The 24,393-nt window shown below is 64.4% G+C and carries 24 protein-coding genes; 9 read left to right on the forward strand and 15 right to left on the reverse strand.

Annotated features, from left to right (window positions below; all coding sequences use genetic code 11):
- Positions 1-62: 62 nt before the first annotated feature.
- The 5 genes from KY495_RS02500 to rpsP all read right to left on the reverse strand — a co-directional run bounded on the left by KY495_RS02500 (position 63) and on the right by rpsP (position 2,938).
- On the reverse strand, positions 63-731 hold the full coding sequence (locus tag KY495_RS02500; protein WP_229518468.1) for a CoA pyrophosphatase: 669 nt from the start codon (positions 729-731) through the stop codon (positions 63-65).
- Between the two features lie 100 nt (positions 732-831).
- Positions 832-1,215, reverse strand: a complete 384-nt coding sequence (gene rplS, locus KY495_RS02505; RefSeq protein WP_219882204.1) for a 50S ribosomal protein L19 — start codon at positions 1,213-1,215, stop codon at positions 832-834.
- A 112-nt stretch (positions 1,216-1,327) separates the two neighbouring features.
- A complete protein-coding gene (gene trmD, locus KY495_RS02510; protein WP_219882205.1) occupies positions 1,328-2,095 on the reverse strand; it encodes a tRNA (guanosine(37)-N1)-methyltransferase TrmD in 768 nt (255 codons plus the stop codon).
- Positions 2,096-2,121: 26 nt separating this feature from the next.
- Complete coding sequence (rimM, locus tag KY495_RS02515; protein ID WP_219882206.1) at positions 2,122-2,646, reverse strand: ribosome maturation factor RimM; 525 nt, start codon at positions 2,644-2,646, stop codon at positions 2,122-2,124.
- Positions 2,647-2,686: 40 nt separating this feature from the next.
- Positions 2,687-2,938: a 30S ribosomal protein S16 gene (gene rpsP, locus KY495_RS02520; RefSeq protein ID WP_219882207.1), complete on the reverse strand. Its 252-nt coding sequence runs from the start codon at positions 2,936-2,938 to the stop codon at positions 2,687-2,689.
- 233 nt (positions 2,939-3,171) lie between these two features.
- Here rpsP and KY495_RS02525 point away from each other — a divergent pair, with 233 nt between their 5' ends.
- Positions 3,172-3,588, forward strand: coding sequence for an NINE protein (locus KY495_RS02525; RefSeq protein ID WP_219882208.1), 417 nt, complete (start codon positions 3,172-3,174; stop codon positions 3,586-3,588).
- 29 nt (positions 3,589-3,617) lie between these two features.
- On the opposite strand, the gene KY495_RS02530 is transcribed toward KY495_RS02525, so the two are convergent.
- On the reverse strand, positions 3,618-5,642 hold the full coding sequence (locus KY495_RS02530; protein WP_219882209.1) for a hypothetical protein: 2,025 nt from the start codon (positions 5,640-5,642) through the stop codon (positions 3,618-3,620).
- Between the two features lie 165 nt (positions 5,643-5,807).
- On the opposite strand from KY495_RS02530, the gene KY495_RS02535 reads away from it, so the two are divergent.
- Complete coding sequence (locus tag KY495_RS02535; protein ID WP_219882210.1) at positions 5,808-6,401, forward strand: glycine zipper 2TM domain-containing protein; 594 nt, start codon at positions 5,808-5,810, stop codon at positions 6,399-6,401.
- 90 nt (positions 6,402-6,491) lie between these two features.
- On the opposite strand, the gene KY495_RS02540 is transcribed toward KY495_RS02535, so the two are convergent.
- From KY495_RS02540 to KY495_RS02570, 7 genes are all read right to left on the reverse strand, one after another.
- Positions 6,492-8,282: an acyl-CoA dehydrogenase gene (locus KY495_RS02540; protein ID WP_219882211.1), complete on the reverse strand. Its 1,791-nt coding sequence runs from the start codon at positions 8,280-8,282 to the stop codon at positions 6,492-6,494.
- Positions 8,283-8,364: 82 nt separating this feature from the next.
- On the reverse strand, positions 8,365-9,297 hold the full coding sequence (locus tag KY495_RS02545) for an electron transfer flavoprotein subunit alpha/FixB family protein (RefSeq protein ID WP_219882212.1): 933 nt from the start codon (positions 9,295-9,297) through the stop codon (positions 8,365-8,367).
- 14 nt (positions 9,298-9,311) lie between these two features.
- Positions 9,312-10,061, reverse strand: a complete 750-nt coding sequence (locus KY495_RS02550; protein WP_219882213.1) for an electron transfer flavoprotein subunit beta/FixA family protein — start codon at positions 10,059-10,061, stop codon at positions 9,312-9,314.
- A gap of 206 nt (positions 10,062-10,267) precedes the next feature.
- Positions 10,268-10,495: a sulfurtransferase TusA family protein gene (locus tag KY495_RS02555; RefSeq protein WP_219884024.1), complete on the reverse strand. Its 228-nt coding sequence runs from the start codon at positions 10,493-10,495 to the stop codon at positions 10,268-10,270.
- Between the two features lie 242 nt (positions 10,496-10,737).
- Entirely contained in the window at positions 10,738-13,347 is a 2,610-nt protein-coding gene (gene alaS, locus KY495_RS02560; RefSeq protein WP_219882214.1) for an alanine--tRNA ligase, read from the reverse strand.
- 88 nt (positions 13,348-13,435) lie between these two features.
- A complete protein-coding gene (ugpQ, locus tag KY495_RS02565) occupies positions 13,436-14,191 on the reverse strand; it encodes a glycerophosphodiester phosphodiesterase (protein ID WP_219882215.1) in 756 nt (251 codons plus the stop codon).
- Between the two features lie 18 nt (positions 14,192-14,209).
- The gene (locus KY495_RS02570; protein WP_219882216.1) at positions 14,210-15,199 is read right to left on the reverse strand and encodes a GlxA family transcriptional regulator; all 990 of its coding nucleotides are present in this window, start codon (positions 15,197-15,199) and stop codon (positions 14,210-14,212) included.
- Positions 15,200-15,293: 94 nt separating this feature from the next.
- Here KY495_RS02570 and KY495_RS02575 point away from each other — a divergent pair, with 94 nt between their 5' ends.
- Positions 15,294-16,094: an MBL fold metallo-hydrolase gene (locus tag KY495_RS02575; RefSeq protein WP_219882217.1), complete on the forward strand. Its 801-nt coding sequence runs from the start codon at positions 15,294-15,296 to the stop codon at positions 16,092-16,094.
- Complete coding sequence (locus KY495_RS02580; protein WP_219882218.1) at positions 16,084-16,794, forward strand: DJ-1/PfpI family protein; 711 nt, start codon at positions 16,084-16,086, stop codon at positions 16,792-16,794. The genes KY495_RS02575 and KY495_RS02580 overlap by 11 nt, the downstream gene beginning before the upstream one ends.
- On the opposite strand, the gene KY495_RS02585 is transcribed toward KY495_RS02580, so the two are convergent.
- Positions 16,751-17,248 carry a DUF1294 domain-containing protein gene (locus tag KY495_RS02585; RefSeq protein WP_229518469.1) on the reverse strand — a complete coding sequence of 166 codons (498 nt, stop codon included), beginning with the start codon at positions 17,246-17,248 and terminating at the stop codon, positions 16,751-16,753. The two genes, KY495_RS02580 and KY495_RS02585, sit on opposite strands and share 44 nt — an antisense overlap.
- A 44-nt stretch (positions 17,249-17,292) precedes the next feature.
- Between KY495_RS02585 and KY495_RS02590 the strand changes: the two genes are divergently transcribed.
- Together KY495_RS02590 and KY495_RS02595 are read left to right on the forward strand one after the other, a co-directional pair.
- Entirely contained in the window at positions 17,293-17,811 is a 519-nt protein-coding gene (locus tag KY495_RS02590) for a hypothetical protein (RefSeq protein ID WP_229518470.1), read from the forward strand.
- A gap of 25 nt (positions 17,812-17,836) precedes the next feature.
- Entirely contained in the window at positions 17,837-18,253 is a 417-nt protein-coding gene (locus KY495_RS02595) for a DUF3597 domain-containing protein (RefSeq protein WP_219882219.1), read from the forward strand.
- Here KY495_RS02595 and KY495_RS02600 read toward each other — a convergent pair.
- Positions 18,250-19,230: a serine endopeptidase gene (locus KY495_RS02600; RefSeq protein ID WP_219882220.1), complete on the reverse strand. Its 981-nt coding sequence runs from the start codon at positions 19,228-19,230 to the stop codon at positions 18,250-18,252. The two genes, KY495_RS02595 and KY495_RS02600, sit on opposite strands and share 4 nt — an antisense overlap.
- Before the next feature lie 236 nt (positions 19,231-19,466).
- Between KY495_RS02600 and KY495_RS02605 the strand changes: the two genes are divergently transcribed.
- The 3 genes from KY495_RS02605 (at position 19,467) to KY495_RS02615 (ending at position 24,392) form a co-directional block, all read left to right on the forward strand.
- The gene (locus tag KY495_RS02605; protein ID WP_219882221.1) at positions 19,467-21,755 is read left to right on the forward strand and encodes a family 1 glycosylhydrolase; all 2,289 of its coding nucleotides are present in this window, start codon (positions 19,467-19,469) and stop codon (positions 21,753-21,755) included.
- Between the two features lie 123 nt (positions 21,756-21,878).
- Positions 21,879-23,642: a cation:proton antiporter gene (locus KY495_RS02610; protein ID WP_219882222.1), complete on the forward strand. Its 1,764-nt coding sequence runs from the start codon at positions 21,879-21,881 to the stop codon at positions 23,640-23,642.
- Between the two features lie 12 nt (positions 23,643-23,654).
- Positions 23,655-24,392, forward strand: coding sequence for an ABC transporter substrate-binding protein (locus tag KY495_RS02615; RefSeq protein WP_219882223.1), 738 nt, complete (start codon positions 23,655-23,657; stop codon positions 24,390-24,392).
- Position 24,393 lies beyond the last annotated feature (1 nt).

The raw sequence follows: 24,393 nt of genomic DNA on the forward strand, positions 1-24,393 counted from the left end.
GGCAGAATCAAACTTATTGGGGTAATTAACTGTAATTGCGCCCTGCCCGGCCCGCACCCGACTCAGCCGGCGCGCAGGAAGTGGAACAGGTTGCGCAGCATGCCGGCCGTGGCGCCCCAGATGAAAAAGCGCTCGAAGGGCATGGCATAAAAGCTGCGCCGGCCCGAGCCGTCCGGCAAGTCGACCGACAGGCGGCGGTGATTGGCCCCGCTCATCAGGAAGGCCAGCGGCACTTCAAACACTTCGGCCACTTCATTGGGGTCGGGGGCCAGCGTGAACGGTGGCTGGACCAGGGCCACCACGGGGGTGACGCGGTAGCCGGTGCCGGTGACGTAATCGGGCAAGGTGCCGATCACCTCGATATGGCTGCGCGCCAGCCCGATTTCTTCCTCGGTCTCGCGCAGCGCCGTGTCCACGGCCGACAGGTCGAAGGCTTCGGCACGCCCGCCGGGAAAGCTGATCTGGCCGGCATGATCGGTCAGGTGCGCCGTGCGCAGGGTCAGCAGCATGGTCAGCCCCTGCTCCCGCTCGACGAGGGGAATCAAGACCGAGGCCGCCGTGATCTCCTTGCGCGAAGAAAACCATTCCGGCTCGGTTTCCGGCTCCCACTGGGGCGGGCTGGCGAAACAGGCGCGCAAGGCGGCCGCCGTCATGCGCTCGGGCGCCAGCGGCGCTTCGCTGCCGTAGGCATCGATGGGAAGCTGTTCCGGATCGAAGGGTAGTTGTGCCAATTCTCTTGTCCTGTCAATAAAGCCGCATGCAATATCAGCCTGCCCTTATAAAAAAAGGCACCCGGGAGGATGCCTTTCTTGAGAGTCGCAGTCGCCGATATTACTTGGCAGCAGCGCTTGCGGCGCGGCGGTTTGGCAGCTTCTCTTTGATACGTGCCGACTTGCCCGAACGCTCGCGCAGGTAGTACAGCTTGGCACGGCGGACATCACCACGACGCTTGACTTCGATCGACGCGATCAGCGGGGAATACAGCTGGAAGGTACGCTCGACGCCTTCGCCGGACGAGATCTTGCGAACGATGAAGTTCGAGTTCAGGCCACGGTTACGACGGGAGATGACCACGCCTTCGTATGCCTGGGCGCGCTTGCGGGTGCCTTCGACGACGTTGACGTTGACGATGACGGTATCGCCTGGTGCAAAATCAGGAATCGTCTTGCCCAGACGGGCAATTTCTTCCTGCTCAAGTGCTTGAATCAGATTCATTTTATAACTCCAATAACCATCGTGCTGGCGCGCTGCCCGGCAAGCGGGTTGCCCAGTAGAGGATGGGGTTCTAACCACGCGGGCAACATGCCTGCGCTTCTTTACTGCCTTGCTACTGCTGCTGCGCAGGTTTGACCACACCTGCCAAAAACTGTTCATCGGCTTTCGTCAGCTGCCCGGCGCTGCGCGCACGGACCAGCAAATCGGGCCGCTTGCTGGCGGTCGCTTCGAGCATGCGCTCGCGCCGCCACTTGACAATCTCTGCATGGTTGCCGCCCATGAGTACTGGCGGCACGCCCACACCTTCATACATGTCGGGCCGGGTGTAATGGGGCGAATCGAGCAGGCCGTTGACAAAACTGTCTTCGAGCGCCGATGCGTCGTCACCGAGCACGCCCGGCAATTGCCGGATCAGCGCATCCATCAGCGCCATGGCCGGCAGTTCGCCGCCGGAAAGGACGAAATCGCCAAGGCTGATTTCCTCGTCAACACAGCGGTCCAGCAAGCGCTGGTCGACCGCTTCATAGCGACCGCACAGCAAGACCAGACCCGCCTCGTCCTTGAGCTGCATGACCTTGTCGTGGGTCAGCGGCTTGCCTTGCGGCGACATGAACAGGACGCGCGGCACCGGCAATTCTGCCATGACCTGGCGTTGCTTGGCCGCGGCAATGGCCGCTTCCAGCGGTCTGGCCAGCATCACCATCCCCGGGCCGCCGCCGTACGGGCGGTCATCCACGGTGCGGTGGTTGTCGGTCGTGAAATCGCGCGGATTCCAGGTCGACAGCTCCCAGCGCTTTTGCTCAAAGGCGCGCCGGGTGACCCCGGACTGCGTCAATGCGGCAAACATTTCGGGAAACAAGCTCACGACATCAAAGTGCATCGCAACCCCGCTGGGCAGACCCGGCCTTAATAATCGAGGCCCCAGTCCACCGTAATGGTCTTGCCCGCCTGGTCGACCGTCTTGACGAACTGGTCTACAAACGGGATCAGGCGCTCGGGCGCCTTGTCACCTTCCGCTGCCACCGGCGTGATCCGCAGAATCGATTGCGCGCCGTTGTGCATCATGTCGGTGACCTGACCGAGGGCTTCGCCCTGCAGGTTCACCACTGCCAGGCCGATCAGATCGGCCCAGTAAAATTCGTTGTCCTCGAGCTGGGGAAACTCGCTGCGCGGAACCGAGACAGCGGCACCCTTGAGCGCCTCCGCAGCATCGCGTCCCAGCACATCGACCAGCTGCGCCACGACGTCGCCGCCGTGAATTTTTGCAGTCCGTACCTTCACAGCCCGCAGGCCCGGTTTGTCGAGCCACCAGGTCTTGACGTTCAGCAGCGCATCCGCATCGGTCGAAAACGGGGTGACCCGAATCGAACCGGTGACCCCGAAGGGACCGGATACGTACCCGACTTGCGTCAGGTCGTCAGGGACTTGCACCCCGGATGCTGCCAAATCGCTCAAACCTGGTTCAGACGAATCAAGCAGCTGCTTTTGGCTGGCTGTTAACCAGACGGGCAACGGTTGGCGACAGTTGTGCGCCAACGCCTTGCCAGTAGGCCAGACGGTCAGCGGTAATACGCAGGCCAACTTCCTGGCCGGCGGCCATCGGGTTGTAGAAACCGATGCGCTCGATGAAGCGGCCGTCGCGGCGATTGCGCGAGTCCGTTGCAACGATGTTGAAGAACGGGCGCTTCTTGGCGCCTCCACGAGCTAAACGAATAACGACCATAATAATTCCAAAAAGTTGTGCTGGGCGGAAAAAGCCGACAATTATAGCGCGCTATGCCGCGCAGCAGCAAGCGTTAATGACAACAGGGCGCGCACATCGGGAAGAATCGACGATTATCGCCGATTTTGGCATTCCCCGCCACCGTCAATTCGCTGCCACAATGCTGCGGCCGCAGCGAATATGACCGATACTGCCCACTTTCATTCCATTAGCCGCTTACTGACTGCTCTTTCATGCCGACCATCCACAAAAACAAGACCTTTGCCACCTTCCTGGCCCTGACCCTGGGCGGGCTGGGCGTTCACCGTTTTTACTTGCGCGGGCCGTTTGACAAGCTGGGCATGCTGCATGCGGCCAGCGTGCCGGTGTCCGGCCTCGTCATTGGCCTGGCGCCGGACGTGCATGGCTTTTACCAGGTGCTGCCGGTATTGATATCGTACGTGGTGGGGTTTCTGGAAGCGCTGATTGTCGGATTGACACCCGACGAGAAATTTGATGCCAGCTTCAATGCCGGCTCAGGCAAGACCAGCGCATCGAGCTGGATTCTTGCAGTACTGCTGGTGACAACCATGTTGGTGGGAACCACCGCCCTGATTGCCACCATGTCACGCCTGAACGACCTGCTCTACACGAGCGGCTCGTTCGGCTGAACCGAACGGACCGCCCGCCAGAACGGATCTTAATGCGCGTGACGGCGTGAAGCGACGTCTTCGCGGGCACGGCTGGTTTTCTCGGCCATGCTGCTGAGATTAAAGCTGAAGCGGGCCGGCTGCGGCGCACCCAGCACCAGGTTGGCATCCCAGCTCACGCCGGTACGCATCTGAATCGGGGCCGGCAAGGCATCGACTTCGGCCTGGTTGATCCACGGTGCAATGCGGGCCACGACCGGTTTCAGGCGCGCCTTGATGGCAGGGGTGCCGATCCGGCCACGCTGGCCCCAGGCCACGATCAGCTGGTCGCTGGTCATGCCTTCGGTGTAGCGGTTGGTGTAGCCAACGTCGTAGCGCACCCCATGACGGTAAGCCATCATGAACTCTTCAAACAGCATGGCCAGGTCTTCCCGCGAATTCGATGGCGCCTTGGTCACGTCATCGATGTACAGCGAGTAGGCGTAGTCGTCATTGGCAATATCGGACTCGAAGAAGCTGCCGACCTGGGCTGCCGTATAGGCTTTCTGGGTCGCCGTCGCCGTGGCGCCCTGGTACAGCACCTGGCCGAGACCCCGCATTTCCGCCGAACGCAGCGGGAAGTTCGCTGCCAGGTAATCCGATGGCAGCGACAGTGCATTAATGCGTGGCACCACGTTCATCAGGATCGACTTGTTCGGGTCGAGCGCGCGCTCGGCCGGCGGGAAGAAGTCTGCCGCGTGGGCCAGCTCGTGATACATCAGGCGGCCCAGGCCAAACAGCAGCTGGCTTTCAGGCCGCACCACGCGCTCGGTGGGCGAATAGCTCTCGCGTGCGTAGTCGTTGTTGATGACCTGGCGGCCAACACCGGTAAAGTTGAGCTGCTCGGCAAAGGCTGCGCGGTAGTCCGGCACTTCCGTCACCACATCGCGTTCCTTGGCGTTGAGCCACAGGTAATCGGCGTCGAGGTAGATGGCGCCCGTGTGCGGCTGGTAGAAGCTTGGACGCACGTGCGAGCCGATCACGATCGCCGTCACGCTGCCGAGCATGCGGCGGAAGTCGCCCTTGGCATCCTGGTTGATCAGGAAGGACTCAAAGTTCTTGCCCAGGAAATCATGCGAGACCAGCACACGGCTCATCACCTGCGCCACGGTTGGGATATTGCCTTCGCCAACGGTGGTGGCCAGCAGCGGCAGCTTGCTGGCGGTGCACAGGTTGGTGGCACCGGTACTGTTATTGAAGAACAGCGACACGTCATAGGTGCAGCTGGCCAGCACGCCGGCAAACGGGCCACCGGCCACATACGGATGCACGCGGGCGGACTGCTCGAAAATATAGCCATCCGGACGCACTGCCTGGCGGTCAATGCTCACGATCACTTCATCGGAATCGACCCGGCCACTGCTGGTGGTCATGGTGGCGCGGAACTTGAGGGCCACGTCGGCAGGCGGCGTGTCGACCGGGGTGGGCGAGGCCGGGGACCTGAAGAACAGGACCTGCGGATCGCGCGTGTCCATGGTCACGTCGGGACCTGCAATTTTTTCCCACACAATCTTGCTCACTGTCTCGCCATTGAGCAGGACTGGCCAGGCACGCACGGATGTATCGGTGTTCACGCGCAGCGAGTGGTCGGCGCGCAGCGTGATGAAGCTGCCGGCAGGTGCCGCGGTGACGGCAATGCTGGTGGTGGCGCTGGAGGCGCGGCCATCGGTCAGAACTGCGTCGGCACGCAGCACCACCGTGCCGGTTTCGGCAGGCTCGAACGACACGGTCGGGTTGCGCGCCGCTGCCAGGGTCACGCTCGGACCACTGACCTGGGTCCACAGGACGCTGGCAATCGGTGCCGAGCAGCCGGACAGGGCAGCGGCGCCGGCGGTCTTGCCCGCCGCAACCGAGGCATCGGACACGATGGAGATGCACGGTGCCGGCGTGGGTGTAGGCGTCGGGGTGGGCGTTGGAGTTGGAGTGGGTGTCGGCGTACTGCCGCCGCCACCGCCACCACCGCCGCCACAAGCGGTCAGCAGCAGAGCCAGGGTCAGGGCAGCGGGCTTGCAGGCAACGCGAATGAGATGTTTCATGAAGTTATTCCCGAAAAAATGTTGAACTACAGGCGAACTCTGCCACAACGCATTATGAGCAGGCGCGCCGCAATCCGGCGATCAAGAGCGAAAGTGTTTCACTGGTTACATGTCGATTACAATAGCCCAACTTAGCCCCCCGCACGATTGACCAGGAGAAAAATAATGTTAAAACGTCACCATATGCTTGGATTGTTGTTTGTTAGCGTCATGACAAGTGCGGCAGCGGGCGACCAGCGCACCCAGTATGCATACGACACGCGCGAAGTGGCGGCGCGTTTTGCGGAAGACCGGGCCATTTGCGCGGAAGAGCGCAATCACGGCCAGCGCAAGAAATGCCTGCGCACCGCCGGCGCCGAGCGTGATCGCGCCATGGCACAGCTGCGCGCGCAGCATCGGCCGGGCCGGCAGCATGCCAGCGTGGGATGCCATGATTGCGCCCGCGTGACGGCAGTCAATGTCAGTGAGCAGCGCGGCGACAGCAATGCGCTGGGCGTGGTGGCCGGCGGCGCGGCCGGCGCCCTGCTGGGCAGCCAGATCGGTGATGGCTCGGGCAAGACGGCCGCGACGATTGCCGGCGCGGTGGGTGGCGCTTACCTGGGCAAGCGCATCCAGGAAAAATCGGGCCGCAGCAAGGTCTGGCAGGTGGAAGTCGAATACGAGAACGGACGTCGCCGTTCGTTCTCGTTTGATCGCGATCCGGGCATCGTGCGGGGCGATCGGGTGCGTAACGCAGGCACGTCCATCACCCGCATCTGAGCGGGACGGTCCAGCGGCAAGGCGCCGTCCACAAAAAAGCCCCCGGGTGATGCCGACCGGGGGCTTTTTGTTAGCTCATCTGGTCTACCGTCAGAACTGGTCTTCGGCCAGCGCCAGCACGCCGGCGCTGCCTTCGACGATGGCGGTGCGCATGCCGCTCGCCTGGGTCAGGATGTGGTCGGCAAAAAAGCGCGCGGTGGCGATCTTGGCCTTGTAGAAGGACGCATCGCCCTCGCCCGCATCAAGCTTGTTCTGTGCCACCAGTGCCGCGCGGGCCATCACCCAGCCGCCGAGCACGATACCGGCCAGCTTCAGGTACAGCACGCTGCCCGAGAACACGCCCTTGATATCGGACTTCATATTGGCTGCGGTGAATTCCACCACCGCCTCCAGCGCCGCGCTGCCTTCGGACAGGGCGCGGTGGATGGCCTTGAAGTCGTCACCGGCGGCCGCCGCCAGTTCGGCCTCGGTGGCACGCACCTGGGCGATGATGCCCTTGGCGACCGCGCCGCCGTCGCGTACCGTCTTGCGGCCGACCAGGTCATTGGCCTGGATGGCGGTGGTGCCTTCATAGATGGTCAGGATCTTGGCATCGCGGTAGTGCTGGGCAGCGCCGGTTTCCTCGATAAAGCCCATGCCGCCGTGGATCTGCACGCCGTCGCGCGTGACATCCTGCGACATCTCGGTGGACCAGCCCTTGATGATCGGTACCAGGTATTCGTACACGGCCAGATTGGCCTTGCGCGTCTCCGGGTCCGGATGGTGGTGGGCCACGTCGCTGATGCCGGCGCCCACATAAGCGAGGGCACGCGCCGCCTCGGTCTGCGAACGCATGGACATGAGCATGCGGCGCACGTCCGGATGATGGATGATGGAGACGGGACCTGCGGAACCGGCCAGGTCGCGCGACTGCACGCGGTCCTTGGCAAAGGCGACCGCCTGCTGGTAGGCGCGCTCGGCCAGGCCGATGCCCTGCATGCCCACGCCAAAGCGGGCCGCGTTCATCATGATGAACATGTATTCCAGGCCGCGGTTCTCTTCGCCCACCAGGGTGCCGATGGCGCCGCCGTGGTCGCCGAACTGCAGCACCGCCGTCGGGCTGGCCTTGATGCCCAGTTTGTGCTCGATCGAGACGCAGTGGGCGTCATTGCGCGCGCCCAGGGTGCCGTCGGCGTTGACCAGGAACTTGGGCACGATGAACAGCGAGATGCCTTTCACGCCCGGGGGCGCGTCCGGGGTGCGCGCCAGCACCAGGTGGACGATGTTCTCGGCCATGTCGTGTTCACCATAGGTGATGAAGATCTTGGTGCCGAACACCTTGTAGGTGCCGTCGTCCTGCGGCACCGCGCGGGTGCGCACGGCTGCCAGGTCGGAACCGGCCTGTGGCTCGGTCAGGTTCATGGTGCCGGTCCACTTGCCCGAGATGAGGGGCTCGAGGTAGGTCGCCTTTTGCGCGTCGGAGCCGGCCGTCAGGAGCGCTTCGATGGCGCCGTCCGACAGCAGCGCCACCAGCGCAAACGAGATCGAGGCGGCGTTGAGCATTTCGATGCAGGGCGTAGCCACCAGCTTGGGCAAGCCCTGGCCGCCAAAGTCCTGCGGGTGCTGCACACCCTGCCAGCCTGCTTCGGCAAAGCTCTTGAAGGCTTCCTTGAAGCCCTTGGCGGTGGTGACCTGGCCGTCGTGCCAGAAGCTCGGGTCCTTGTCGCTTGGCCAGTTCAGGGGCGCCACCACGGAGGTGCAGAATTTCGCATTTTCTTCCAGTACCGCTTCGACCGTGTCGGCGGTGGCGTCTTCGCAGCCCGGAAGCGCATTGACGGTGGACAGTCCGGCCAGTTCGTTCATCACGAACAGCATGTCTTTCAGTGGGGCTTTGTAGCTCACCTTGATCTCCTGGTCATTACAAAAAAAGCGCACTCACCGGAGGTGAAATGCGCCCTTGGGTATGATCGCCCGCTGCGGGCAATTAACCGAGTTGTTTTACGAGGTCGGGTACGACTTCGAACAGGTCGCCCACGATGCCGTAGTCGGCCACCGAAAAGATCGGCGCTTCCGGATCCTTGTTGATGGCGACGATGGTCTTCGAGTCCTTCATGCCGGCCAGGTGCTGGATGGCGCCCGAAATGCCGACCGCGATGTACAGGCTCGGAGCGACGATCTTGCCGGTCTGGCCAACCTGCCAGTCGTTGGGCACAAAGCCTGCGTCCACGGCCGCGCGCGAGGCGCCCATGGCCGCGCCCAGCTTGTCAGCCAGCGGCTCGAGGATCTTGAAGTTGTCGCCCGAACCCATGCCGCGGCCACCGGAGACGATGATCTTGGCGGCGGTCAGTTCCGGACGGTCCGACTTGGCCAGCTCGCGGCCGACAAAGCTCGACTTGCCCGAATCGGCAACGGCGGCCAGCGCTTCGGTGGCGGCCGAGCCGCCGGTGGCGGCAGCCGAATCGAAACCGGTGGTGCGCACGGTGATGACCTTGATCTTGTCCGACGACTGCACGGTGGCGATCGCGTTACCGGCATAGATGGGGCGCTCGAAGGTGTCGGGCGCATCGACCTTGGTGATTTCCGAGATCTGGGCCACGTCCAGCTTGGCGGCCACGCGCGGCAGGATGTTCTTGCCGTAGGCGGTGGCAGGCGCGAGGATGTGCGAGTAATTGGCGGCCACTGCCAGGATCTGCTCGGCCACGTTTTCGGCCAGGCCGTCGGCGTGGTGCGGGGCGTCGGCAACCAGTACCTTGGTCACGCCGGCGATCTGCGCCGCTTCCGCGGCAGCGGCGCCGCAGTTGCTGCCGGCGACCAGGATGTGGACTTCACCGCCGCACTGCGACGCTGCGGTAACGGTGTGGTGGGTGCTGCCCTTCAGGGAAGCGTTGTCGTGTTCTGCGATGACTAATGCGGCCATGATCAATCCTTAAATTAGAGTACTTTGGCTTCGGTCTTGAGCTTGGCAACCAGGGTCGCGGCGTCCGGGACCTTGATACCAGCGGAGCGCTTCGCAGGCTCGACCACCTTGAGTGTCTTCAGGCGCGGGGCAATGTCCACACCCAGGTCTTCCGGCTTGATCACTTCCAGCGGCTTTTTCTTGGCCTTCATGATGTTGGGCAGGGTGACGTAGCGCGGCTCGTTCAGGCGCAGGTCGGTGGTGATGATGGCCGGCAGCGACAGCGCCAGCGTTTCCAGGCCGCCGTCCACTTCGCGGGTGACGGTGACCTTGTCGCCTTCGAGCACAACCTTGGAGGCGAAGGTCGCCTGTGGCCAGCCCAGCAGCGCTGCCAGCATCTGGCCGGTCTGGTTGGAATCGTCGTCGATGGCCTGCTTGCCCAGGATGATCAGCTGTGGCTGCTCCTTGTCGGCCAACGCGCGGATCAGCTTGGCAACTGCCAGCGGCTCCAGCTCACTGGTCGTTTCCACCAGGATGCCGCGGTCGGCGCCAATGGCCATACCGGTGCGCAGGGTTTCCTGGGCTTGCGTCACGCCGCACGAGATCGCCACAACTTCGGTGACCTTGCCGGCTTCCTTCAGGCGCATCGCTTCTTCGAGGGCGATTTCGTCGAAGGGGTTCATCGACATTTTGACGTTGGCGATATCGACGCCGCTGCCATCGGACTTGACGCGGACTTTGACGTTGTAGTCGACTACGCGTTTGACGGGAACCAGGACTTTCATAGGTATGCCTTTGGGAAATGGAATAAGGTGACGTTACTAAAGTGGCCTAGATTATAAGAGCAAAATCGTTTCAGCACTAAATTAAAGCACGATCGTGCGATTTTTAGGTAGAGGAAATCCTCGAATCGTCGGCCATTTGAGTGGAAGTAACAGGAAGGCGAAGCGCGCGCTGGGGCACCCCGCCCGGGACAGGACAAGGCAGCGTTTTATTTGCGGCGCATCAAAAACGTGAATTCGTAACCGTTCTGGCTGTGGGCCAGCAAGGCATTGCCGGTCTGCTTGGCAAACGCCTGAAAGTCACGCACGGAACCGGAATCGGTGGCGACGATCTTGAGGACTTCGCCCGTCTCCATCTCGGCCAGGGCCTTCTTGGCCTTGAGAATTGGCAGGGGACAGTTGAGACCGCGGGCATCGAGTTCTTTGTGGAATTCCATGATTTCGCTGTCGAAAGTTGTTTCGCTCATCGAGTGCTCTACTGGGTTGGTTGTACTCACGCGCCCAATATACTCCAAATATAAATATATGACGCACCGCACCAATATTTAAGTTTTTTGTTGCATGATCACAACGACAATAGACATGTTGGAAAAGCCACGTTCTATTGGAGAATGAGGGTGTAAAAATGAACATCCCCGCGCGCGGCGGGGATGTTGGTACTGCAAAAACGACTTGTGGTTTACATGCGCTGCGCGACCCAGGCTGCAACGCCGGCCAGGGCGTCAGGCAGGCCGCTCGGGTCCGTACCGCCGGCCTGTGCCATGTCGGGACGTCCGCCACCCTTGCCGCCCACCTGCTGGGCCACAAAATTGACCAGTTCGCCCGCCTTGACCCGGGACGTGGCATCCGCCGTCACGCCCGCAATCAGGCTCACCTTGCCGCCGTCAACGCTGGCCAGCACGATGGCCGCGGTCTTGAGCTTGTCCTTGAGCTTATCCATGGTTTCGCGCAGGCGCGCCACGTCGGCGCCGTCCAGCGTGGCGGCCAGCACCTTGATGCCGTTCACGTCCACGGCCTGGGTCACGAGTTCATCACCCTGCCCCGACGCCAGCTTCGACTTGAGCGCGGCCAGTTCCTTTTCCAGCGACTTGACCTGATCCTGCACCTGGGCGATGCGGGTGGTCAGTTCTTCCGGATTGGTCTTGAGGGCGCCGGCCGCTTCCTGCAGGCGGCGGTTGAGCGACTGCACCAGCGCCAGCGCGCCCTCGCCCGTCACCGCTTCCACGCGCCGGATGCCGGCAGCCACGCCGCCTTCGCCCACAATCTTGAACAGGCCGATGTCGCCGGTGCGGGTCACGTGCACGCCGCCACACAGCTCCTTGGACGAGCCGATATCGAGCACGCGCACCTCGTCGCCGTATTTTTCGCCAAACAGCGCCATGGCGCCATGCTTGACGGCGTCGTCGAACGACATGTGCTGCGCCTTTGTTTCATGGTTCTGCAGGATTTCGCGGTTGACGATCGCTTCCACCTGGGCGATCTGCTCGGCCGTCAGCGGGGCATTGTGCGAAAAGTCGAAGCGGGTCTTGTCCGGATCGACCAGCGAGCCTTTTTGCGCCACGTGGCCGCCCAGTACTTCGCGCAGGGCCTTGTGCATCAGGTGCGTGGCCGAATGGTTGCGGATGGTGCGCGCGCGCTTGGCTTCGTCCACATTGGCGTCCACCGTGTCGCCCACCTTGAGCGTGCCGGAACGCAGCACGCCGTGGTGGCCATACACGTCGGCCTGCACCTTGAGCGTGTCTTCCACTTCAAACTGCGCGCCGGCGGACGTGAGCACGCCCTGGTCGCCCACCTGGCCGCCCGACTCGGCGTAGAACGGGGTGGTGTCCAGCACCACCATGCCGGCCTGACCGGCTTTCAGTTCCTGCACCGAGACACCGTCCGCGTACAGGGCTGTCACGTGGCTGCCGTGAACGAGCTTGTCGTAGCCGACAAACTTGTTCTTCTCGCCGCTGTATTCGACCTTGGCGATCGACTTGAACTTGCCGGCCGCGCGTGCGGTCTTTTGGTCTTCTTCCATGGCGGCCTTGAAGCCGGCTTCGTCGAGCGTGATGCCGCGTTCGCGGCAGATGTCGGCGGTCAGGTCGAGCGGGAAGCCATAGGTGCTGTAGAGCGTAAAGGCGGTGACGCCATCGAGCTTTTTGGCATCCTTTGCCAGCTGCGCTTCCAGGATCTTCATGCCGTTTTCCAGCGTCTCGCCAAAGCGCTCTTCCTCGGTCTTGAGCACCTGGGCCACGCGCTCGGCGGCGTCAGCCAGTTCAGGGTAGGCAGTGCCCATCTGCTCGTTCAGGTCCTGTACCAGCTTGTAGAAGAATGGCTTGGTCTGGCCCAGCTTGTGGCCGTGGCGCAGGGCGCGGCGGATAATGCGGCGCAGGACATAGCCATGGCTCTCGGGCGCCGGAATGATGCCGTCGACGATCATGAACGACGCGGCGCGGATATGGTCGGCGATCACGCGCAGCGACTTGTTTTCCAGGTCGGTGGCACCGGTTTCGCGGGCGGCAGCGTGGATCAATGCCTGGAACAGGTCGATCTCGTAATTGGAGTGCACGTGCTGCAGCACGGCGGCCAGGCGCTCCATGCCCATGCCGGTATCGACGCACGGCTTGGGCAGCTTGTGCATCACGCCTGCTTCGTCGCGGTTGAACTGCATGAACACCAGGTTCCATATCTCGATGAAGCGGTCGCCGTCTTCGTCGGGCGAACCGGGAGGGCCGCCGGCGATGTCGGCGCCGTGATCGTAGAACACTTCGGTGCACGGGCCGCACGGGCCGGTATCGGCCATCTGCCAGAAGTTGTCCGAGGCGTAGCGCGCGCCCTTGTTGTCGCCGATGCGGATGATGCGCTCTTTTGGCACGCCGATCTCGTTGGCCCAGATGTCGTAGGCTTCATCGTCTTCCTGGTACACGGTGACGGTCAGCTTTTCCGGCGGCAGGCCGTAGACCTGGGTGAGCAGCTCCCAGCAGTAGGCAATCGCATCGCGTTTGAAGTAGTCGCCAAAGCTGAAGTTACCGAGCATCTCGAAAAACGTGTGGTGGCGCGCGGTGTAGCCGACGTTTTCCAGATCATTGTGCTTGCCGCCGGCGCGTACGCAGCGCTGCACCGAGGTGGCGCGCGTATACGGGCGGCTGTCGGTGCCGGTGAACACATCCTTGAACTGGACCATGCCGCTGTTCGTCAACAACAAGGTGGGATCGTTACCCGGCACCAGGGAGCTGGAACGGACAATCGTATGGCCCTTCGATTCAAAGAATTTCAGGAATTTGTCGCGAATTTCGGATGATTTCATGTCGTTTGGGCGAGTGAGAGCAGCATGCTATAAAAAGACGATTATAGCCTAGTCGCCCGGCCCCATTGTAGAGGGCAGGCTCGCCATTTCAGCGCGGGCCGTGGGGGCCGATCAGGTCCAGCCGGTCGGTACACAGGCCGTCCACGCCCCACGCCACGATCGTGCGCGCGCGCGCCGGATCGTTGACGGTGTAGCAAAACAGCCCGAACCCGGCCTGCTTTACCTGCTGCGCCAGGGCCGGCGTCAGGAACTTGTGGTTGGTGTGGATGGCAACCGCGTCCAGGGCGCGGGCGTCGGTTTCCCAGCTGCCTTCGAGCCGGTCCACCAGCAGCGCGCGCGGCAGGCCGGGGGCGGCGGCGCGCGCGGCGGCCAGCGCCTCGCGGCTGAACGACGACAGCAGCGGCAGCAGCGCTGCGTCATCGCGGGCCAGCTCAGGGCCAAACATGGCGGCCGTGAGGCCCGCCACGACGGTGCCGGTCTGGCTGTCAAATCCCGGGGCCGGCTTGATTTCAATGTTCATCCAGATGCCGTGGGCACGGCAGGCAGCGGCAAAGTCGGCAAACAGGGGCACGGTCTCGCCGCGATAGCGCTCACCGAACCAGCTGCCGGCATCCATGGCCGCCAGTTCCCCGGCATCATAGTCAAACACATTGCCGGTGCCGGCCACGGTGCGGCCAAGGTAGGGGTCGTGCATCACCACCGGCACGCCGTCGCGCGCCAGCATGACGTCAAATTCCACGGCGTGAAAACCGTGTTCCAGGCCGCAGCGCAGGGCGGCCATGGTGTTTTCAGGGGCGAGCTTGCCGCCGCCCCGGTGCGCGAGGTAGGTTGGATAAGGCCACATGGCGGCACGATACCATCTTTACGCGGGCCCCGTCCGGAAGCGGCGCCGGTACTCGGCCGGGGTGTGGCCCACCAGGCGCTTGAACAGGGTGCTGAAGGTGGCCACGTCGCCGTAACCGACCTGTCCGGTCACCTGCGCCACCGCCAGCGTGGTCGATTCCAGCAGCAGCCGTGCCTTGTCCACACGCGCGCGCTGCAGGTAGCCAAGGGGCGTGGCGCCGGTGTCGTCCTTGAAGCGGCGCAGCAGGGTGCGCGGGCTGACATGGAAGCTGTCGGCCAGGCGCTGCAGATCGTAGGGCTCGGCCAGGCGATGGTCGATCCAGGCACGCACGCTGGCGCCAAAGCCGGCCGCCGGCGGCGCCATCATGCGCGCATCGATGTAGGGCGCCTGGCTGGTGCGGTTTTCGTCGAGCATGGCCATGCGCGCCACGGCGCGCAGCACCCGCGGCGGGGCCGACTGGCGCACCAGGTCCATGGCCAGGTCAAAGGCGGCGCTGAAGGAACCGGTGGTGGTCACGCCGCCATCGCTCACCAGCATGGCGGCCGCCTGCACGTCGGCATGCGGGAAACGCAGCGCCAGGTCGGGAGCGAACAGCCAGGAAGTGGTGGCGCGCCGGCCGTCGAGCAGGCCCGCCTCGCCCAGCAGAAAGGCGCCAACACAGGTCGCCGCAACCGGTATGCCGCGGGCGAACATGGCATCGAGGTAGGCCGCTTCCGCCGCCAGGTGGGTGAGCGGGCGCAGGCAGCTGGCGCGGTCGGCCAGTTCCATGCCGGGGACGACGAGCAGGTCGGCCTTGAGCCGGCGGCTGGCGCGCCGGGTGCCGATGCGAAAGCCACCGGCGGCAGCGACGCTCTCGCCCAGCATGCCGAGCACGGCTACCTGAAACAGCGGCCCCGCGTGGCCCAGCGCCGCGGCCACCCGGTTTGCCATGAGCAGGGTGTCGCACAGGCCGAACACTTCCATGCCCATGCAGCCTTCGTAAGCGAGAATGGCAATGTGTTTTGTCATCTGGCGATAATGCCATAGTTTATGGCGATAGCGCCACTTCATTGTGGCGCGTGGCAGGACCACAATGGCTTGTCGCCACTACCGGAATTTCACCGTGCAGATTACCCAGCTCCGCAACGCCACCATCATCGTCCACACGCGCCATCACCATGTGCTGGTCGACCCCATGCTTGCCCCGCGCGGCGCCCTGCCTCCGCTGCGCGTGTTTGACGGCAAGCGCCAGCGCAATCCGCTGGTGGACCTGCCGGAGGGCACCGAGGCCTTGCTCGACCAGGTCACGCACTGCCTGATCACGCACTGCCAGAAGGGCCACTTCGACCACCTGGACCGGGCCGGCAAGCGCTTCCTGCGCGAACGCCAGATTCCCATCATTTGCAGCGCGCACGATGCCCGGTACCTGCGCAGCCGGGGACTGAACGTGCAGCCGCTGCCGGCCGGCGCCGGCCCCCACCCTTTTCTGGGCGGCAGCATCGAGACGGTAGTCTGCACCCACGGACGGGGCCTGGTGGGCGCGCTGATGGAACACGGAGTAGGCTTTTTCCTTGATCTGCCGGGCGAGCCGACGCTGTATATCAGCGGCGACACCGTGCTCACGGAACAGGTACGCTCGGTCGTCATCGCACGCCAGCCCGCCATCTGCGTGGTGCCGGCCGGCGGAGCCCGGTTTGACCTGGGTGGCGAGATCATCATGGGTCCGCCCGACGTGATCGCGCTGGCGCGCCTGGCGCGCGGCACGGTCATGGCCAATCACCTGGAGGCACTGAGCCATTGCGCACCGACGCGCGCCCAGGTGCTGGCGCTGGCACAGGCGAACGCACTGGGCGGGCGCATCCTGGCACCGGCCGATGGCCAGACGCTACACTTCAACACCGTGGAGGCCTGTCATGCAGCTTAGCATTGTCTTGTTCGATGGTTTCACGGCGCTCGATGTGGTGGGCGGATATGAAGTGCTGCGCAACGTGCCGGGAGTGCAGGTGCAGTTCGTGGCCGCCGCCAGCGGCATTGTGGCATCCGACAGCGGCGCCCTCGGCATGATGGCCGCCAGCGCATTTGCGCAGGCGGCGCCGGCCGATATCCTGTACGTGCCGGGCGGGCCCGGCGTGCCTGGGGCGCTGGACGACGCTGCCCTGCTTGACTATGTGGCGCGCAGCGCGGCGCGGGCAGCGTGGATGTTTGGGGTGTGCAACGGGGTCGAGATCCTGGGCGCGGCCGGCTTGCTCAAGGGCCGCTCGGTCACCACCAATATGTTCAGCCGTAATGCCGTTGCAGCCTACGGCGCCACCGTCCTGCGCGAGCGCTATGTGCGTGACGGCCAGCTGGTGACCGGCGCCGGCGTGTCCAGCAGCATCGATGCAGCGCTGTACCTGGCAGGGCTGATCGCGGGCGACACGGTGGCGCGCACCATTCAGCTTGGCATCGAATACTACCCCGCACCGCCACACGGCAATGGCTGCCCGGATGAACAGCCCCTGCCCATCCGGGCCATCGTCGGGATGATTGAAAAGACGCGCGAAAAGCGGCTGGCGGCACGCCACATCCCGTATCCGCACGTCACGTCGGGCGCAGGATCGAAACCGGCGACACCAGATACATAAAGATGGCGCTGTTGGCCAGCACCGTGACCCAGAAGCGCGCGGCGAACGAGCGCTTGTGCGACTTGTGGCGCAGGAGTTGCTGGGCCACGACCGCGCCCGGCCAGCCACACGCCAGACCCATGAGGAGCAGCAGGTTCTCCGACGTGCGCCAGCGTCCGGCCTTGGCCGCTGCCTTGTCCACCGCATACATGGCAAAACACGCGGCGCTGGCCGCTGCATACAGGACCGCGAGCGCGGGCGGCACCGCCCACCAGTGCACGGCGGCGCCGAACATCGCAGCGAACAGGACAAGGGCGAGGACACGCATGGCGGCACGAATGATCTCAAAAGCACAGTCTATGTCCTGCAGGAAATAAAGTCCAAGGATTCTTGCGAAGCTGTCAGCAATCCCGGCGCTTCGTGCGGTGCCGAACAGATCACGCGGCGGCGTGCGCCTATTCTCCACCATCGGCATTGCTCATGTGGCAATGGCTGCTAACACTCATCCGTGGAGGTTTTATGGCTTTCGATCTTGGCAGCGTGCTGCAGCAGTACCTGAGCGGCGCCGCAAACATGAACAATGGCCGCGCGGTCGATGACTTCGACCAGGTGGCACAAAATGCCCCCCGTTCCACCATGGCCGAGGGTGTGACTGAGGCCCTGCGCTCGGACCAGACGCCACCCTTCCCGCAAATGGTCGGCCAGATGTTTGACCAGAGCGACGCGACCCAGCGCGCCGGCATGCTCAACCAGCTGCTGCGCGGCATCGGGCCAGGACTGCTGAGCTCTATCGCCGGGGGCGCACTGGGCAATATGTTCCGCGGCGATGCGCCGCCTGCCGTCACGCCGGAACAGGCGGCCGCCATGACCCCGGAACAGGTGCGTCAGATCGCGGAAAAGGCGGAGCAGGAAAACCCGGGCATTGTCGAGCGCATGGGCGACTTCTATGCCGAGCATCCAACACTGGTCAAATCCATCGGCGGCGCCGCGCTGGCGATCGTCCTGGGCCGCGTGGCCCAAAACATGCAGCGTCACTAATCACTAATCACTGAAGGAGTCATACATGGGCATTCTGAGCAATATTTTCCGCAAGATCTTCCCTTCCTCGCATCCGGCCGTGCAAAGCCCCAAGCCAGCCACCCCGGCCCCGTCGATGCAGTCGACCCAGGTCGCGCAGGCCGCTCCGGCACCCCAGCGCACCGCACCGCCGCCGGTAGCGCCGATGGAACAGGTAGACGTGGAAGCCATTCTCAACGGCATGCCGCAGGCGTCGAGCCTGAACTGGCGCACGTCGATCGTGGACCTGCTCAAGCTGCTCAACCTGGACAGCGACCTGGCGTCGCGCAAGGAACTGGCGGCCGAGCTTGACTACAAGGGTGACACCAGCGATTCGGCAACCATGAACATCTGGCTGCATCGCCAGGTCATGAACAAGCTCGCCGCCAACGGCGGCAAGGTGCCGGCTGACCTGCGCGACTAGGCGCCGTCCGCCACGCTGGGCGTGCCACATGCCGTACAAAAACGCGCGAAAGCAGTTTTGCGCGTTTTGCATTTACCGCAAGAATTGAAGAGGCGCGTACCGCAATGGGGGCAATAGTCCTGTTCCTCAGATTGCGCCGTGGGACGGGCGCACGCCGGGCAGGCAGCAGGTGCAGAGCCGGCGCCAGCGGCATCGCCGGCCTGCAGTGACAGGATGGCGAAGCGCCCCACCAGCACGGTGATGACGATGCCCACGATATAGCGTACATAACCGCTGTAGGCCGGCACATGTGGCACCAGCTCGACAAAAAACGTGAATGCGGCAAAAAAGATGTAGCCCCAGATAAATGGCCACCAGTGGCTGCCGCGTTTTTTGATGAACAGCCAGCAGGCCAGCAGCACCAGCGGCGCGGTGATGGCCAGCCGGTACAGGAAAGCCTGCATCTGCTGGTGCCAGCGGGCCTGTTCCAGGGCGGCCAGGGCCGCCCGCTCCAGGCTGCTCCAGTGACGGCTGGCCTGGTCGCGTTGCTCGATGGCCTGCAAGAGGGCTTGCTCCTGGGCCCGCACGGCGGCCAGGGTGGCCTGCTCGGCCGCGCGGACCTGGTCCAGTTCGCTGGTGCGGATCAGCAATTCCGACTCCTGGTCGGGACGGGCGGCGGCGTCGCGGGAGGCAAGCCACAGGTCAAAGTTTTGCCTGGCCAAAGTGGTGTTGGTTTTTGCAACGCCGAGTTTGTGGCGAGCCTGCTCCAGGTGCATGCGCACGCTCTGGACCCGGGCTTCGGCCAGGTGCAGCTGGTGCTGGGCATTGCTACTACGGGTCGGATCGGAAAATTGCTGCAGCGTCAGGGGTCGCTCCGCTTCCCACAGCTTGTCCAGCAATTTGCCGCCCAGTCCGATCAGGAAGGCGGCAAAGACGGCGGCCACGAGCCACAGCGCGGCCTGCACCCAAGTGTTTGTCAAGCGCAATAGTTGCCCCATGATTGCCTCCTGAAACGGGGGTTGAGAAGGAAATCATGCACGGGAACAGGGCCGGCGGTGTGCTGCTGGCGCAAGGCTGGCCGCTTTGCCGGCGAGCGGCAAGGGGCGCGCCATGCAGGCGGTCGTTCAGTGCGCCAGCGCCTGGCCAGGCGCCGAAGGAATGCATCCGTGAACTTTCTGTAACTGAGCTTTATCTAACAATACAAGTTGATGTTCCATTACATCGGGAAAAAAATATGAACACAGCAAAACCGGATCCGCTGCAAGCCCCCCTGGAACTATGGGGCGGGCTGGAATGCACAGTGAACCGCGTCGGCGACGAGTTTTACAGCCAGATCGAACGCAACGGCCATTGCCACCGGGGCGATGACATTGACCGCTTCGCGTCGCTCGGCATTCGCGCCATCCGCTACCCCATTCTGTGGGAACGCACCGCACCCGAGGGCCTGGACAAGGCCGACTGGAGCTGGCCGGACGAGCGCCTGCCGGCCCTGCGCGCCGCCGGCATCACCCCCATCGCCGGCCTGGTGCACCACGGCAGCGGCCCGCGCCACACCAGCCTGGTTGACCCCGGCTTTGCACAGGGACTGGCGGCCTACGCGCAGGCCGTTGCCACCCGTTATCCCTGGATTGAGTACTACACGCCCGTCAATGAGCCACTGACCACGGCCCGCTTCAGCGGCCTGTATGGTCTGTGGTACCCGCACGGGCGCGACGACCGCACCTTCATCCAGGCCCTGCTGGTGCAGTGCAAGGCCACCGTGCTGTCCATGCAGGCGGTGCGGCGCATCAATCCCAGCGCCAAGCTGGTCCAGACAGATGACCTGGGCAAGACGTACAGCACACCGGAGCTGCATGAAGCGGCCGACTTCTACAACGCGCGCCGCTGGCTGGCATGGGACCTGCTGTGTGGCAAGGTCGACGAGCAATACCCGATCTGGCCTTATCTCATCCGCTCCGGCATTGACCCGGCCGAGCTGCTTTGGTTCCGTGACAATCCCTGCCCGCCGGACATTATCGGCGTCAACTATTACGTGACAAGCGAGCGCTGGCTTGACCACCGCGCCGACCGCTATCCCGCCCATTTCCGCGGCAGCATTGGCGGCCAGCCTTGCGCCGACATTGAAACGGCGCGCGTGCTGGCCACGCCCACGGCCGGGATCGGCCCCCTGCTGCACGAAGTATGGGACCGCTACGGCATCCCGATTGCCGTCACCGAAGCGCATATCGATGCCAACCGCGAAGACCAGCTGCGCTGGCTGCTGGAAGTATGGGATGCCAGCGCCCGGGCCCGCCAGGCCGGGGTGGACGTGCGCGCCGTGACCGTGTGGTCGCTGCTCGGCTCCTTCGACTGGAACAGTCTGGTCACCACCAACAAGGGCTACTACGAGCCCGGTCCGTTCGACATCCGTTCGCCGCAGCCGCGCCCCACGGCGCTGGCGGCCATGATGCGCGAACTGGCCGGGGGCAAGCCACTGTCCCATCCCGTGCTGCGTGGCCAGGGCTGGTGGCGCCGTCCGGGCCGCTTCCTGTGCCCACCCATTGCCACCCCCGAAGCGCTCAGTTCCATCTCGGCCGACGGCCACCTGAGCGTGGGCACCCATGCCGCGCCCATCCTCATCACCGGCGCCACCGGTACCCTGGGCCGCGCCTTTGCCCGGGTGTGCAAGGGCCGCAACCTGGCCTACCGGCTCCTCAGCCGCAAGGACATGGATATAGCGGACCAGCACTCAGTGGAGCAAGCCATTGCCCAGTTCCAACCCTGGGCCATCATCAATGCCAGTGGCTACGTGCGCGTGGACGATGCCGAGCATGACGTGGAACGGTGCTTCCGCGAAAATGTCCAGGGGCCATCCGTGCTGGCCGCTGCCTGCGCCCGTCATGGCATCCATCTCACCACCTTTTCCAGCGATTTGGTGTTTGACGGCCAGCAAGACAGCCCTTACACGGAAAACGACAGCGTGGCCCCGCTCAATATCTATGGCCAGAGCAAGGCGGCGGCCGAGCAGATCGTGCTCGATCAGCACAGCGGCGCACTGGTGGTACGCACCAGCGCCTTTTTCGGGCCGTGGGACAGCCATAATTTTGTCACCATCGCCATCGACACGCTCGGACGCGGCGCACCGTTTACCGTGGCCAGCGACCTGACCGTGACCCCCACCTATGTGCCGGACCTGGTGCATGCCTGCCTGGACCTCATCATCGACCGCGAATGCGGCGTGTGGCATCTCACCAATGGCACCGCCCTCACCTGGGCGGCGCTGGCCGAGAGCGCAGCCCGGCAAGCGGGGGTGGACGCCAGCCGGCTCGAACTGCGCCGCGCCGCCGACTTTGGCTACCAGGCCCAGCGGCCCGTCTACAGCGCCCTGGGCAGCAACCGCGCCATCCTGCTGCCGCCCCTGGACACGGCCATTGCGCGCTTCCTGCACATGCGTGCGGAACCCGCGGAACTCGAAGAGCTCATCCACACCACGGAAACGCGCCAGGTGCCGGCCGAGCCGGAGCGCATGGTGGTGGCGCCCTGAGGATTGCGATCCTGCCGCCAGTTCCGGCCCCGACACACCCGCCTGCCCGGGTGTGGCCGGTGGCCGCTGGCACCCTGGCGTACTATAGAATGACACGGCTTAGCATCCATCCCGGGACAACTCGTGCAAGAGCAACACGCCTTTCCATTTCTGCGAGAAATACTGCTGTTTCTGGCCCTGGCCGGCATCCTGATTCCCCTGCTGGCTCGCCTGCGCGTGAACCAGGTGCTCGGCTTTCTGGCAGCCGGCGTGCTGCTCGGACCGTTCGGCCTGGGCTTGCTGGCCGGTGACCTGCCCTGGCTTTCCTACCTGACCTTTCCGAGGGAAGAAGGGGTGGTGGCCCTGGCCGAGCTGGGCGTGATCTTCCTGATGTTCATGATCGGCCTGGAACTGTCCGCGGCACGCCTGTGGTCCCTGCGGCGCTGGGTGTTTGGCGCCGGCAGCGCCCAGGTGCTGCTGTCGGCAGCCGCCATTGGCAGTGCCATCTGGTGGTTCACGGGCCGCCTCGACACGGCCATCATTCTTGGGCTGGTGCTGTCGCTCTCCTCGACCGCGGTCGTCATGCAGCTGCTGACGGCGCAGCACAGTACCGCCACGCCGCTGGGCCAGGCCGCGTTTTCCGTCCTCATGCTGCAGGACCTGGCCGTGGTACCCCTGCTGATCCTGGTGGGCGCCATGAGCGGCGGTGCCAGCGCCAGCCTGGGCGTGCTGGTGCTGGCCGCCATGGCCAAGGCAGCGCTGGCGATCGCCGTCATTTACCTCGTCGGTGGACGCGTGGTCCAGCCCATGTTCCGCGCCTTTGCCAGCCACCGTCAGCCCGACGTCTTCATGGCGCTGACCTTGCTCACCACGCTCGGCATTGCCGCGCTGTCGGCCGCAGCCGGCCTGTCGATGGCGCTGGGCGCCCTGATCGCCGGCGTCCTGCTGGCCGAAACCGAGTTCACCCACGAAGTCGAACTGATGATCGCGCCGTTCAAGGGCTTGCTGATGGGACTGTTTTTCATGACGGTGGGCATGGGCATGGACGTGCGCCAGATCGTGGCCCATCCGTGGCTGCTGCTCTCGGCCGTGCTGGCCCTGATCGGCGTCAAGGCCCTGATCGTGGCCATGCTGTTCCGGCTCGGCGGCCTGCCGTGGGGCCGCGCGGCCGAGGGCGGGCTGCTGCTCGGCCAGGGCGGCGAATTCGCATTTATCGTCATCGGCTACGCCACCCAGGGCGCGCTCATCGATACCAACCTGGGCCAGATGGTGCTGCTGGCTGTGGGCCTGAGCCTGTTTGCCACCCCGCCCCTGGCAAGACTGGGCCGCATCATCGGCGAGCGGCGCCAGGCGGCCGACGATGCCGCCGCCGCCCTGCGCGACCAGGCCGACCTGGAAGCGGCGCGCGGGCGCATCATCATTGCCGGCTTCGGCCGCGTGGGGCGCCAGCTGGCCAAGCTGCTGACGGAACAGGGCATCGCTTTCGTGGCCTTCGAGACCGAGGCGAGCCTGGTGGCACAGGCCCGCGCCGAGGGCTACCCCGTGTTTTTCGGCGACGCTTCGCGCCCGGAACTGCTGCGCCGCGTCGATGCCGGCAGTGCGCCGGCCATCCTGCTGACGATGGACCATGCAGCGTCGGCCGTTCATGCAGTGCGCGGGATTCGGCGCGAATTTCCGCAGGTAGCCCTGTATGCGCGTTCGCGCGATGAAAAGCACGCCTGCGACCTCAAGCTCGCCGGCGCCACCATCGTGGTGCCGGAAACGCTGGAGGCCGGCCTGCAGCTGTCTGCCTTTGCGCTCGAGGCGGGCGGCCTGGAGGTGGCGCATGTGGACCGCCTGATCGACGCCGAGCGCAAGCTGTTCCTGGCGCGCCTGTCGGAACAATCGGTCCGCGCCGCAGCGCAGTGATATGATGGCGCCGTGAAAACCATTGCTTCCCGCCTCCTGCTCACCTGCGCCTTGCTGCTGGCCGTCGTGGCGCGCGCGGAAGTGGTCAACGTCTACACCAGCGCTAACTTTGCGCCGCTCATGCTGGGCCACGGCGGCGGCCTGTATCCCGACCTGATCGCCCACCTCAACAAGCACTCCGGCAGCCTGCAATACAAATTGTTTTACCTGCCGCGCAAGCGCCTGCAGGTCAAGCTGGAAGACGGCAGCCTCGATGGCATCGTCATCGGCATGATGCCGGAATGGCTGGACGACCCTGACCAGAGCAAATACAAGTGGACGGCCCCCTTTGCGACCGACCGTTTCGCCCTGGTGTCGCTTGCCTCCAGGCCGGTCGACCCCAACCGCTCGGCCATCCTGGCACCGGGTACCATTGGCGTGACCACCGGGTACGTGTATCCGGGCCTGGACAGCTGGTTTGCGCGCGCGGGCCTCAAGCGCCTGGGCAGCGTGAGCGACGAAAAGAATATCGAAAAGCTGCTGCTGGGGCGCGTGGACTGCGTGCTGGTGGCCGAATCGATGGCGCGCTACTTCGTGCGCCGCCATCACCTGGGATGGAAGCTGCGGATCTACCCCATGCCCGGCGAACCGACCGAACGGCGCTTCCTGGTCCAGCAGCGCGACGCCCGTCTGTTCGAGCCGCTCAGCGCGGCCGTGCGCAAGCTGCGCGACGATCCGGCTTGGCGCCGCGCGGCAGCTGCCTACGACTAGG

The organism is Massilia sp. PAMC28688, from assembly GCF_019443445.1.
Taxonomy (GTDB): domain Bacteria; phylum Pseudomonadota; class Gammaproteobacteria; order Burkholderiales; family Burkholderiaceae_D; genus Telluria_A.